We start from the raw sequence: 12,685 nt of genomic DNA, 5'->3' as shown, positions 1-12,685 counted from the left end.
GTAATGCCTGCCGTATCGCCTGCCATATACAGAAGGTGCGAGGACGGGGTCCGAGTTGCCGCCGAGATCGATTCGATATCAAGCGACGGACCCGGCACGCGAGGCGCGCCGGGTCCGTGCGGGGTCCGAACCACAGGTCAGGAGGGGTCGAACACCAGGGCCGTGACGATGCCGGTGGCCTTGGCGTCCCAGATCGGGTACAGCGTGGTCGCGGTACCCCGGTGCTCGACGCCGGCCTTGTCCTTCACCGTGAACACCACGTCCTCGCCGTAGGCGGTGGTCTGCCGCTCGACGATCCGCAGCGTGTCCGGCACGACGGTCTGGTTCAGGGTGATGCCGTTGCCGAAGCCCTCCTGCATCCAGAGGTCCTGGCCGGTCGCGTTGACGTGGGTGATCGCGGTGCCGTCCGGATCCCGGTCGGCCCACCCGGGCTGGTCCGGCGACAGCGGCCGGTACCGGATCTCGTGGACCCAGTCGAAGCCGCCCTGCAGGCCGGAACGGTTCTGCGCGGCCAGCGCCGCCTGGGTGAAGGCGGCCTTCAGCGTCACCTCCGCGCCCGGCTTGGCCAGCGGCGTGACCGCGTAGTCGTGGCCGCCCTGCGCCGCGGCGAACGACGGCGAGGCGGGCGCCGGGGCGCCGGAGGACCAGGAGCCCGCCGCCGTGATGCCGATGACCGCCGCCAGCACCGCGGAGTTCAGGAGCAGCTGCGGCTTCCAGCGATCCGGGCGGGGCCGGTCCAGGCCCAGCCAGCGGCCGACCGGGGTGGCGGCCGCGGAGCCGTACGTCCGGGCCAGCACGGGCGCCACGGTGCCGGTCACAGCGCCGGTCCAGGCCGCGGTCCGGCCCGAGGGCCCGCGGCCGTGGACCGCGGCCGGGGCGGGCGCCGGCGCGAACGCGGTGCCCGGCCGGTCGCCGAGCACCTGCGAGACCAGCGATCCGGCGGCGACCGCGGCGGCGGGGAACATCATCATCTCGTACCGCATCAGGGACGAGAACCCGATGCCCGCCGTGATCAGGTACGTCGCGCCGACCGCGCCGACGAACACCGCGGCGGCGTCCGAGGCGAACCTCACGACCACGGTGATGCCGGCGGCGATCAGCAGCGCGTACAGGATCCGGTCGGAGTGCCACATGTACGTGGTCGCCTGCTGGGTGACCACCTTCAGGTAGTGGATGAACTGCCGGAAGACGCCCCAGGTGGTGGTCTGGCCGCGGCCGATGACCCCGGCCGTGTCGGTCTTGGCCATCGTCATCATCGCGACCTGCGCGATCCCCATGACGGCCGCGGTGACCGCGAACGACCCGGTCCAGCGGTTGCGCCAGGAGCGCTCCCGGACCAGCGCCCATAGCCAGCCGGCCCCGGCCATCGCCGGAGCGAGCACCCCGACCTGCCGGGTCAGCGCGATGAACAGCGTGAACGCGCCCAGCCAGACCAGGTTCGCTTTACCGATGCGTCTCTCGATCGGCAGATTGGCGACGATCACCGCCGCCATCCCCATCGCCAGCGTGTCCGTCCCGGCCCATGAGAAACCCCAGATGGGCTGGACGAAGCTGAACATCCCGGCGATCGCCAGGGCCACGGCTGGTCCGTAGAGGCGTTGCAGGACCCGCGCGGTAACCCACAAAAAGAGCACGTCGCCGAAGATCGGTATCACCATCGCGCCCGCCGACATGCCCATGGTCCAGACGAACGGCACGGAGAGCACCGGGTACATCACCCGGGTCCGCACCATCTGCCAGGTCGGATCGTTGTCCGCGAAGTACCAGGGCGCCAGGCTCCAGTCCGGCGAGATCTCCCGCTCGATGCGCACCGAGTCGCCGAGCGAGTGGCCCATGTCCAGCGAGATCATCGGCAGGTAGTACCGGCTGTCGGGCGGATGGTTCCACTCGTGCCGGTCGTTGACCTGCATCCACATCGTCACGACGAACATCGGGAAGATCAGGAGCAGCACTCCGAGGCGCACCCCGAACAGGTCGCGGCGCAACTGGCGCGCCAGCCACCCGGGAGCGCCGTCCGCGGACGACTCGCGCCCGGGCAGCGGCTCGGCCGCGTCCGGCTCCGCGAGGAAGGTGTCCGTGATCATGCTTGCCACTCCTCGGTTCGGCGGCGTCCCCGCGGGACCCGCGTCCGGTGCGCCCTCCACGAGGAAGAGGGCGGATACGTCACCGGAGGTTGCACACTGCATGGTAGACCGCGCCGCCCGGGATCAGATCCCACTGTTCGCCGGTGTTCGTCGGCGATGGCGGCGCGGCCCCGGTCCGTCGCCGGACTATTTGCAGAACTTCTTCTCCGCCGCGATCGGATCCGCCGGGATCCGCAGCGAGGTGTAGTCGAAGGAGTTCGTCAGGTTCGAGAAGAACCGGCCCACGGTCATCGGCTTCTCGATCGAGTCGAGCAGGTCCTTGACCTGGCCGCACTGCAGCGTGTGCCGGGCCGCGGCCAGCGCCGGCGCGGTGACGCCGGCCCGGGCGGCGGTGCGCACGGTCGTGGCGTCGGCCGCCGGATCGGCGTACAGCGCCAGGTTCCAGACCTCGGGGAGCAGCTTCTCGTGGCCGGCGGCACCGCGCACCGGGATGTCCATGTGCGCGCCGATGGTGTTGCTCAGGCCCCAGACGTCGACGATGGTGCCGTCCAGCGGCACCAGGTAGCCGGCGACCCCGAGGGTCCCGATCACCGACGCCACCGAGCCGCCGACGCCGGGCGCCAGCGGCACGTTCGGCTGCGTGATGTAGTTGTTGTCGAAGACCATCTCCCGCTGCCCCGACGCCAGCGCCTTGTTGATCGCGTGGCGGTGGATGTTGAGGTCGCCGGCGTTCATGTGGATCTCCGCCGAGTCGGGGTTCGCGTGGCCGGTCCGCTCGACATAGACCGCGTTCTCGTCCCAGACGTACCAGAGGTTGTGGCCGTGGGCGCTGGGGGTCCACTTGTACGACGACGGGAAATCCGCCACGCCGAACGCCGTCCAGGCGGCGAAGCCGACGATCGCCGGGGCGGTCAGCCGGCTCAGCGGGACCAGCAGCATCGGCAGCAGGCCGAGCACCACGACCGGGATCCACATCCGGCCGTGCATGAAGTCGCCGCCGACCTTCAGCACGTAGACGCCCTGCAACAGCGCGGCGGTCAGCGGCGCGGCGACGACCACCAGCAGGCGGCGCGACGGACGGGCCCGCCACAGGTAGCCGACCGCGAAGACCAGCGCCAGGACCGCCGGGAACCACATCGCGTACGGCTTCTCGAAGTTCGCGAAGTAGACGATGCCGCGCCACCACAGGTCGGAGCCGGCCTCCTTGGTCACGCCGGGCATCGGCACCAGCAGTCCGTAGTAGCCCATGCGGAACACCTGGTAGGCGCCCGGCAGGAAGCCGGCGGCCAGCAGCACGGCGAGCGCGCGGCGCCAGGTGAACCGGGTGATGACCACCAGGGCCACCAGGAACACCGCCATGGTCAGCCCGAGGTCGGGGCGGACCATCGGCCCCAGGCCCAGGAACACCGCGCTGCCGACCAGCCGGCGGCGGCGCAGCGCCGGCGCGCCGGCCTGGAGCAGCAGGTGGGCCCGGACCAGCAGCCGCCAGGCCACGGCGATCCAGAACAGCTCCAGCCCGGTCTCCAGGCCGGAGGTCGCGAACACCCAGAACGGCGGCAGCACCAGCACCGCCAGGATCCCGAACGGCAGCAGCGGGATCCGGCCCGGGTTCGAGGCCCGCACCAGGGCCCGGCAGGTGTCCAGCGCGATCAGCACGCCGGCGATCGCCAGCGCCAGGCCGAACAGCACCGCGACCTTCCCGAGGTCGCGGTGGCCGCCGGTGAGCACGTCGGCCAGCACCAGCAGCCACTGCCACAGCGTCGAGGTCGAGGTCTCCACCCGCTCCCCGGTGTTGATCACCGGGCCGTTCCCGGCCAGCACCTGGCGCACCGGGCGCAGGAAGATCAGCCCGTCGTCGGTGATCCAGCGGCGGGACCATCCCGAGCGGGTGTAGTAGCCGGCGCAGACCAGGATGACGGCGGTGTCGAGCCACCAGGTCCGGCCCCGGTCCAGGACCCGGCGCGCGCGCTCGGCCAGACGGCCGGCCCGCGAGCCGCCGGCGGGGCCGGCGGATGCGGGGTCGGAGGCTTCGGGGTCGGCAGCCTCGGGGTCGGCGGTTTCGGAGTCGGAGGCGGCGGCCGAGCCGGCCGGGGCCTCGGCGGTCGCGACCGATCCCGCGTCCCGGTCGGTGCCCTCGGAACCGTCGGAGCCCGCGGCCCGCGCCGCCGTCTCCTGCCCCGCCTGCGCCGGGATCGCCGCTTCCGGTGCCTGTTGTTCCTCGGTCACCGCCACGGTTGGTGAATCGGCTTCCACTGCCCCTCCGTTTCGCCGCGTGCCTAGTCGCGCCCACCATCACAAGAATGCGCGGACACCCCGCCCAGGTTGCAGGCGGGGTGTCCGCGAGGTGTCGGTGCCGCCGGGTAACGCTGTTCCCGGCACGTTACATCAGGCGTCGACGCGCTCCCCAGAGGTGGCCGAGAACAGGTGCGTCTCGCTGCCGCGCGGACGCACGTACAGCGTGTCGCCCTTCATCGGCACGGCGCGGGCGTCCACGCGCACGATCAGGTCCACGTCGTGGTCGCCGACCACGGCCGAGCAGTAGGCGAAGGCGTCCGCGCCGAGCTCCTCGACCAGGTTCACGGTCGCCGCGATCGCGCCGTCGGCGCTGCCGACGAAGTCGAAGGACTCCGGCCGCACACCGACGGTCAGCGTGGTGGCGCCGCCGCCGGAGGCCACGCCCAGGGCGTCGCGGGAGATCGGGATGGTCAGGCCGTCGAACTTCACGCCGCCGTCGACGATCGGGACCTCGATGAGGTTCATCGCCGGGGAGCCGATGAACCCGGCGACGAACACGTTCGCCGGCTTCTCGTACATGGCGCGCGGGGTGTCGCACTGCTGGAGCAGGCCGTCCTTCAGCACCGCCACACGGTCGCCCATGGTCATGGCCTCGACCTGGTCGTGGGTGACGTAGACGGTGGTGATGCCCAGGCGGCGCTGGAGCGAGGCGATCTGGGTGCGGGTCTGCACGCGGAGCTTGGCGTCCAGGTTGGACAGCGGCTCGTCCATCAGGAAGACCTTCGGCTCGCGCACGATCGCGCGGCCCATGGCGACACGCTGACGCTGACCGCCGGACAGCGCCTTCGGCTTGCGGCCGAGGTACTCGGTCAGCTCCAGGAGCTTGGCCGCCTCCTCGACGCGCTTGCTGATCGTGGCCTTGTCGATCTTGGCGATCTTCAGGGCGAAGCCCATGTTCTCCGCGACGGTCATGTGCGGGTACAGCGCGTAGTTCTGGAACACCATCGCGATGTCCCGGTCCTTCGGCGGCAGGTGCGTGACGTCACGGTCGCCGATGTAGATGCCGCCGCTGGAGACCTCCTCCAGACCGGCGAGCATGCGCAGCGAGGTGGACTTGCCACAACCGGAAGGGCCGACCAGAACCAGGAACTCGCCGTCGGCGATCTCCAGGTTCAGCTTGTCGACGGCGGGGCGCTCGGCGCCCGGGTAGACGCAGGACGCGTCCTGGTAAACGACACCAGCCATGGTGCACTCCTTTTCAACCGGCAGGAACGTGCCGGACGATCCGAGTTGGAAAGGCGGTCGGGCGCGGGTCGCGCTCGGCCGTAGGAGTGACGGTACCTCGCCGAGGGCGGCCTTGTCACCGGCCTCTGAGCTGCCGACTCTCGGTGATCGGGACAGCACTCGCGCCCGCCCGTGGACCCGCCGCCGCTCGGCGGCCGGAGCGAAGGGGCCGCAACCGGCGACGACGCCGACACGAAGGGTCACCGCCGCCGGCGCCTTGCAACCTGCCGGGCGCACGAAGAGTCTCAAATGACTGAGGGCGCCGCGCGAGGCATTAGGGCCCCGCGACGCCGCAGTCGGCACGGGCTCCGTCTACGATGAGGCCTCACTGTGCGCGGGACGCATTGCGCTGCGGCAGCCACACATCACGCGCTGATCTTTCCAGGAGCCTGCATGACCGCCGACGTCGCACAACCACCTGCCGAGGCGCACCCCGGCGTGCACGGTATGGTCCGGCTGATACGCCAGGCCGCGGCCGACCCCGCCGCGCGGCCCACGCTGCTGCACCGCGTGGTCCTGGTCATCGCCACATTCTCGATGTTCTCCACGCTGATCGGCGCCTCGGGCCCCACGGTCCGCTTCCCGGCGCTGGGCATCGCGGTCACCGCCGCCATCTGCGCGCTGGTCGCCGTGGTGGTCGCGGCGTTCACCACGCGCACGATGCGCTGGTTCGGGCGGGCGGAGATGCTGCTCGCCGTGCTGGCGGTGGTCGGGCTGAGCCTGTGGATGCTGGCGAACATCTTCAACTTCACCGCGTACCGCAGCGACGAGGAGATCTTCGTCCAGTACTCGGCGGACCTGCTGCGGCACGGCCACAACCCGTACAGCGCGGACCTGATGCCGGCCTACGCGCAGTACCCGTCGCCGTTCCCGACCAAGCTGCTCGACGGCACGATCACGCACCGGCTGGACTACCCGGCGCTGCCGACCCTGCTGACGACGGTGCTGACCATGGCCGTGGGCACGTTCCACACCGTGGCCCTGCTGTGCACGCTGGCCCTGGTGCTCACCGTCTTCGTGATGTTCCGGCTGCTGCCGCGCGGCCTGCGCTCGCTGGGCGCGCTGCTCATCTCCGGCGTGCCGGTGCTCGCCACCGGCGCGGCCGGCGGCCTGCTGTTCGCACTGGTGATACCGCCACTGGCGTTCGTCGCCTACCGCTGGCAGCACATCGGCGAGCGGGGCCGGCTGACCGGGATGGACCTGGCCAAGGCGGCGGCGGTCGGCGCGGTGGTCTCCACCACCCAGGTCGGCTGGTTCCCGATCCCCTTCCTGTTCCTCGGGATCTACCTGTGCCGCCGGCGCGATCTGGGCAGCCGCCCGGCCCGCCTGATCACCTTCAAGTTCATGGGCGTCGCGGCCGTCACGTTCCTCCTGATCAACGTGCCCTTCATCATCTGGAGCCCGAAGGACTGGCTGCGCGGCGTCTTCGCCCCGCTGACCCAGCACGCGGTCCCCGAGGGCGAGGGCCTGATCAACCTGATCCAGTCGCTCTCGCTCGGCTCGGGCAACCTGAGCTACTACACCTACGCCGGCGGCCTGGTGATGGTCGGCCTGCTGGTCGCGTACTGGCGGCACTTCGACCGGCTGGGCACCGCGTGCTTCGCGCTGCCGCTGATCGGCCTGCTGTTCCCGACGCGCTCGTACTGGACCTACTTCATCGCCTACAGCGCGGCGTGGGTCGTGGAGCTGCTGAGCAACGACCCCGAGCCGGCCACCGCGGCGGACGCGGCGGCCATTGAGGCGGAGGACGACGAGACGGCCGACGGCGGCCGTCCGGCCGCGCCGCCGAAGCCGGCCCTGCTGACGCCGCGCCTGCCCTGGCTGACCAAGTCCGCGGCCATCACCGCCGCCGCGTTCCTGCCCGCCGTGATCGTCTTCGGCGCGGCGGTCTCCTCGCAGCAGCCGCTGACCCTGTCGCTGGACAACTACCAGACGTCGGCACAGCTGGGCACGGTCCAGACGGTGACCCTGACGGCGACCAACAACTCCGACGAGACGCTGTCGCCGCACTTCATGGCGATCCACAACAACGGCATGGTCAGCGCGACGTGGAACATAGTGGCGGGCCCGGAGAAGCTGCGCCCGCACAGCAAGGCGCAGTACACGGTGACCGCGCCGAGCTCCTCCTCGATGCCGCTGCTGCTGGGCGGTCTGAAGATGCAGGCGGTCACGGACGCCCCGGCGACCGTCAGCTACAGCAAGTCGCTGAACACCCAGCCCTATGTCACGGTCCTGGTCTCGGAGACCCCGGTGCTGCCGCTGCTGGCGCCGGGCGCCAGCACGGTCCTGACCGCCAAGGTGCAGAGCGCGTTCGGCGAGCCGGTCGAGCGGGCCGGGATGCGCGTGTGCCTGGACCAGGCCAAGTTCACCAACAGCAGCACCGACTTCGACGACGCGGCGATAAGCGCCTCGCCGGCCGGCGACAGCCAGCGCTGCGGGTTCACCGACAAGAAGGGCAAGGTGTACTTCACCGTCAAGAGCTCCGGGGCCAGTGCCGACGGCGGCAGCCACCAGTACTACTTCCAGAGCTACGGGATGCAGGGCAGCTACGGCCGCTTCGGCTACTCCACCTTCCTGTCGGTGGCTTGGCAGTAACCGCCGCGCCGAACCCGTCTCCGGCCGTAGCATGGCGTTTCCACGCCACGGCCGGAGCAGGGGGTTCGGACTCATGACGCCATTCACGGACGCATCGGACGACCTCGTCGGCCCGGTGCGTCCGTTCTGCTGTGCGGAGTACTCGGCGAGCGCCGGCCGCTCCGCCGACGACCGCACCGACGACCGCACCGACAACCGCGCCGACCGTTCCTGAACCGCCGAGCCACTCCGCACTTCGGCGCCCCGCGCCGCGTGCCTGCCAGCCTCGAAGTCCCCGGCGAACGCTCGCCGTCATAGTCGAACCTGAGGTACCCCCGATGGAAACGACCGTCAGCCCCTCCACCGCCGACCGGGAGCAGGAGCGCGACCGGTCCTTGTCCGACCGGATACCCCGGCTCCCGGTGTCCCGCCTTCCGCCGGTGCTGCGCACCCGGGGCGCGGCGGTCGCCGGACTGCTCGCCGCGGCCTGGATCCTCCCGCTGCTCGCCCACCTGCTGCACGCCGATCTGCTGATCCTGGCGGCGGCCGGGCTGGGCACCGCCTCGCTGCTGCGGGTCGGCAGCACCCTGCTGGACCGCCTGATGATCACCGCCGGCCTGCTCAGCGGGGTCCTGATCGTCCTGGGCCTGCTGTTCTCGGTCTGGCCCTGGGGCCTGGCCCCGGTCCCGGTCGGCGGCACGCTGCTGTCGCTGCTGGTCGCGGTCGGCGCGGCCACCGGCCGCCGCCCGCGGCTGCCGCGCCGGGTGCTCGCCAGCGACCTGATAGTGCTGGCCGCCCCGGTGCTGTCCTACCGGGTGGAGAGCGGGCCGACGGCCGGCAAGAGCTTCGTCAAGGCCCTGGCTTACACGTCCTCCCGCGAGGACTCGTTCAACCACTTCGCACTGTTCGACGCCGCCCGGCACGTCGGCGGATACCCGTTCCTGCACGGCGGCGCCTCCGCGCGGTTCGTCATGCAGGGCAACCAGTACACGTATCCGGCCGGCTCGCACTACCTGTGGGCGCTGTTCGATGTGTTCCGCCGGTCGACCACGACCCCGGATGCCAGTGTCCTGGCCTTCACCCGCTACCACCAGTACGAGATGCTCGCCATGGCCCTGGCCTGCATGGCCGTGGTGTGGTCCGCGCGCTGGATCGCCGGGCCCGCGATGGCCGGGTGGCGACGGGTCCTGATCTGCGGGACCGTCGGCGCGATGGCGGTGTACGGCGAGCTGTCCACGCTCGACTGGCAGGGCTTCGACGCCGAGGTGCTCGCCCTGGGGCTGCTCGCGGTCGCCACCGCGATCCTCGTCCGGCCGCCGCGCGACGTCCGGGAGCAGATTCTGCTGATCGGCGCGCTGATGGCCGGGATCAGCTTCGTCTACAGCCTCTTCGCCATTTTCATGGGGGTCGGGGTGCTGGCCGCGATCGCGTTCTACTGGCGCCGCCTGCTGCGCCACTGGATCCTGGTCGTGGTGGTCGCGGTCGTCGTGCTTCCGATCTCTTACATACCGTTCTACGAGGCGAAGGCGCACTCGGGAATCAGTACCGGTCCACTGTTCCTGCAGGGCGGCGCCTACTGGGCTTTCTCGCGCGCCGCGTCCGTCGGCTTCGCGCTGATCGCCTTGTCCGGCCTGGCGACCCGGGCCGGCCGCCGGTCGCCGGCCTGGTGGGTGCTGACCGCGTTCGTCGCGGCGGCCTGCGCGATCGCCGTCGGCAGCGAGTGGTACGGGCACTCCCGCATCGGCCAGCCCGGCTACTACAGCTCCAAGATGGTGGAGGCGGCGTGGGTGGTGTCGCTGTGCGGCTTCGGCGCGATCGGGCTGTTCCTGAAGCCGGCGCCCCGCACCGAGCGGCCCCGGCTCGGCACCCGGCGGCTGCTCGACCTGCCGCCGGCGGCCGCGGCCCTGGCCGTCGCGCTGATCTTCACCCGCGCCGTGCCGCTGGTCCCGCTGGACTGGCAGTGGGGCCAGCCGGTGCCCTCCGGGCTGACCGCCGGAGCGGTGTGGCAGAAGGGCCTGATCCCCTCGGAGTGGGCCAAGCCGACCATCGCCTACGCCAAGGCCCTGCCGCTGGGGGACGGGGTGCCGACGGCGACGATCTTCTCCGACAACGGGCACGACAACCGGCACCTGACGATGTTCCTGGCCGTGCTCAACGGCGATCTGGGGCTGGTGGACGTCGAGGGGCTCGGCGGCCGCGGTATCGACGGCCTGGCCTCGGTCAAGCTCGACCCGGAGGACCAGCTGTCCGACCGCACCGGGGTCTATCTGGACCGGCTCGAACAGTGGATCAGGGAGCAGCCGCCGGGGCTGCGGATGGCCGTGTCGAACCGGCTGGTCGCCGACGCCCTGAAGGCGTTCGCCGCGCAGCACCCCGAGCTGCGGCTGGCCGTCGTCGTGGTCCCGCGGTTCACCGGCTGACGCCCGCGCCGCTCGTCGACGGGCACTGATGAAATAGGGTGGGCCGACGCGTCATCGCCGAACCCGCAATCGTTCACGAGGGAATCCATGGCCGAAACCACTCAGCACGGCTTCGCCCACGACGTCGTGGTCATCGGCGGCGGCGGGCACGTCGGCCTGCCGCTGGCCATCGCGCTGGCCGACCGCGGCGCGTCGGTGGCCGTCTACGACGTCAGCGCGCAGGCCGTCGCGGCGGTCAACGAGGCCCGGCTGCCCTTCGACGAGCCCGGGGCGCAGCCGCTGCTGGCCGCCGCGGTGGCGGGCGGGCGGCTCACCGCCTCCACCGACCCGGCGGTGGTGGCCGGCTGCGAGCACGTGATCGTGGTCATCGGCACGCCGGTGGACGAGCACCTGAACCCGGACCAGACCGCGATCCCCCGGGCCCTGGAGGCCTGCGCACCGCACTTCCGGGACGGCCAGATCCTGATAATGCGGTCCACCGTCTACCCCGGCGTCACCGCGCTGGTGGAGCAGATGATCGACCGGCTCGGCGTCGACATGGACGTGGCGTTCTGCCCGGAGCGGATCGCCGAGGGCCGGGCCATGACCGAGCTGTTCGAGCTGCCGCAGATCGTCTCCGGCCGCACCGAGCGGGCCCGGACCCGGGCCGAGGCGCTGTTCCGGCGGCTCACCGACCGGATCGTGCACCTGAGTCCGGAGGAGGCCGAGCTCGCCAAGCTGTTCACCAACACCTGGCGCTACATCAAGTTCGCCGCGGTGAACCAGTTCTACATGATGGCCAACGACCGCGGCCTGGACTTCGAGCGGATCCGGGCCGGGCTGGCCCAGGACTACCCGCGCGCCGCGGACATGCCCGGCGCCGGCTTCGCCGCCGGGCCGTGCCTGTTCAAGGACGCGATGCAGCTGGCGGCCTTCCACAACAACAACTTCACCCTCGGCTACGCCGCGATGACCACGAACGAGGGCCTGCCGCTGTACGTGGTGGACCGGCTGGACTCGCAGTACGACCTGAAGGAGATGACCGTGGGCATCCTGGGCATGGCCTTCAAGGCCGGCTCGGACGACACCCGCTCCTCGCTGTCGTACAAGCTCAAGCGGATCCTGCGGTTCAAGGCCGGCGCGGTGCTGTGCACCGACCCGCTGGTCAGCACCGACCCCTCGCTGGTGAGCCTGGAGGAGGTGCTGGAGAAGGCGGACCTGCTGATCATCGGCGCGCCGCACCCGCAGTACCGCGACCTGCGCCCGACCGTGCCGGTCGCGGACATCTGGAACGTGCTGGGCAACGGGGTGCGGGTATGAGCGCCGCCGAGCCGGACCTGGGCCCGGAGCCGCGGCAGCCGAAAGTGTCGGTGGTGATCCCGGCCTACAACGAGGGCGAGCACATCGTCCCGGTGCTGGACCGGCTGTTCGACGCGGTGCAGCTGCCGTGCGAGGTGCTGGTCGTGGTCGACACGCCCGAGGACAGCACACTGCCGGTGATCGAGAAGTACGCCGCCGCCGAGCCGCGGCTCAAGGCACTGGTCAACACCTACGGCCGCGGGCCGGCCAACGCCATCCGGTTCGGCATCGACGCCGCCCGCAGCCCGGCCGCGGTGGTCACCATGGCCGACGGCTGCGACGACCCGCGCCAGATCGACGACCTGGCCCGGCTGGTGGAGCGCGGCGTCGCGGTGGCGGCCGCCTCCCGCTACATGGCCGGCGGCCAGCAGGTGGGCGGACCGCTGCTCAAGAGCCTGATGTCCGGGACCGCCGGGCGCTCGCTGGCCTGGTTCGCCCGGGTCGGCACCCGGGACGCCACCAACTCCTTCAAGGCCTACTCCACCGAGTTCGTCCGCGAGGTCGGCATCGACTCCCGGGACGGTTTCGAGATCGGGATCGAGCTGGCCGCCAAGGCCCGCCGGCTGCGCCGGCCGATCGCCGAGATCCCGACCATCTGGCTGGACCGGGCCGAGGGCGACTCGCACTTCCAGCTGCGCCGCTGGCTGCCGAAGTACCTGCGCTGGTACCGCTTCGCCTTCGGCCCGCCGCTGACCGTCGACCAAGTACGCGCCAAGTCCCGGCAGGACTGAGCGCCGCGCCGGACCCGGC

8 protein-coding genes are annotated in these 12,685 nt (G+C 71.3%); 5 read left to right on the top strand and 3 right to left on the bottom strand.

Translation table 11 applies throughout. The features are described 5' to 3' along the window. Positions 1-137 precede the first annotated feature (137 nt). The 3 genes from ABD481_RS02280 to ABD481_RS02270 all read right to left on the bottom strand — a co-directional run bounded on the left by ABD481_RS02280 (position 138) and on the right by ABD481_RS02270 (position 5,564). Complete coding sequence (locus tag ABD481_RS02280) at positions 138-2,084, bottom strand: hypothetical protein (protein ID WP_344663779.1); 1,947 nt, start codon at positions 2,082-2,084, stop codon at positions 138-140. Between the two features lie 186 nt (positions 2,085-2,270). Further along, positions 2,271-4,337, bottom strand: coding sequence for an arabinofuranosyltransferase AftB family protein (locus ABD481_RS02275; RefSeq protein WP_344663778.1), 2,067 nt, complete (start codon positions 4,335-4,337; stop codon positions 2,271-2,273). A gap of 132 nt (positions 4,338-4,469) precedes the next feature. Next, positions 4,470-5,564 (bottom strand): ABC transporter ATP-binding protein, encoded by a 1,095-nt coding sequence (locus tag ABD481_RS02270; protein ID WP_344663777.1) that lies wholly within the window; start codon positions 5,562-5,564, stop codon positions 4,470-4,472. A 432-nt stretch (positions 5,565-5,996) separates the two neighbouring features. On the opposite strand from ABD481_RS02270, the gene ABD481_RS02265 reads away from it, so the two are divergent. From ABD481_RS02265 to ABD481_RS02245, 5 genes are all read left to right on the top strand, one after another. Further along, positions 5,997-8,198 (top strand): hypothetical protein, encoded by a 2,202-nt coding sequence (locus tag ABD481_RS02265; protein ID WP_344663776.1) that lies wholly within the window; start codon positions 5,997-5,999, stop codon positions 8,196-8,198. Positions 8,199-8,271: 73 nt separating this feature from the next. Further along, a complete protein-coding gene (locus tag ABD481_RS02260; protein ID WP_344663775.1) occupies positions 8,272-8,412 on the top strand; it encodes a hypothetical protein in 141 nt (46 codons plus the stop codon). A gap of 103 nt (positions 8,413-8,515) precedes the next feature. Further along, entirely contained in the window at positions 8,516-10,597 is a 2,082-nt protein-coding gene (locus ABD481_RS02255; protein ID WP_344663774.1) for a hypothetical protein, read from the top strand. Between the two features lie 87 nt (positions 10,598-10,684). Next, a complete protein-coding gene (locus ABD481_RS02250; protein WP_344663773.1) occupies positions 10,685-11,896 on the top strand; it encodes a nucleotide sugar dehydrogenase in 1,212 nt (403 codons plus the stop codon). Next, a complete protein-coding gene (locus ABD481_RS02245; protein WP_344663772.1) occupies positions 11,893-12,666 on the top strand; it encodes a glycosyltransferase family 2 protein in 774 nt (257 codons plus the stop codon). The genes ABD481_RS02250 and ABD481_RS02245 overlap by 4 nt, the downstream gene beginning before the upstream one ends. Positions 12,667-12,685: the final 19 nt, after the last annotated feature.

The organism is Catenulispora yoronensis (genome assembly GCF_039531695.1).
GTDB classification, from domain to species: domain Bacteria; phylum Actinomycetota; class Actinomycetes; order Streptomycetales; family Catenulisporaceae; genus Catenulispora; species Catenulispora yoronensis.
Note: the sequence above shows the minus strand (reverse complement) of the source record. Positions and strands in the feature narration are given on the sequence as shown.

Excerpts from the sequence above, each read along its gene's own strand:
- ABD481_RS02250 (WP_344663773.1), top strand. The coding sequence starts at position 10,685 with ATGGCCGAAACCACTCAGCACGGCTTCGCCCACGACGTCGTGGTCATC.
- ABD481_RS02265 (WP_344663776.1), top strand. The coding sequence starts at position 5,997 with ATGACCGCCGACGTCGCACAACCACCTGCCGAGGCGCACCCCGGCGTG.
- ABD481_RS02260 (WP_344663775.1), top strand. The coding sequence starts at position 8,272 with ATGACGCCATTCACGGACGCATCGGACGACCTCGTCGGCCCGGTGCGT.
- ABD481_RS02245 (WP_344663772.1), top strand. The coding sequence starts at position 11,893 with ATGAGCGCCGCCGAGCCGGACCTGGGCCCGGAGCCGCGGCAGCCGAAA.
- ABD481_RS02255 (WP_344663774.1), top strand. The coding sequence starts at position 8,516 with ATGGAAACGACCGTCAGCCCCTCCACCGCCGACCGGGAGCAGGAGCGC.
- ABD481_RS02280 (WP_344663779.1), bottom strand. The coding sequence starts at position 2,084 with ATGATCACGGACACCTTCCTCGCGGAGCCGGACGCGGCCGAGCCGCTG.
- ABD481_RS02270 (WP_344663777.1), bottom strand. The coding sequence starts at position 5,564 with ATGGCTGGTGTCGTTTACCAGGACGCGTCCTGCGTCTACCCGGGCGCC.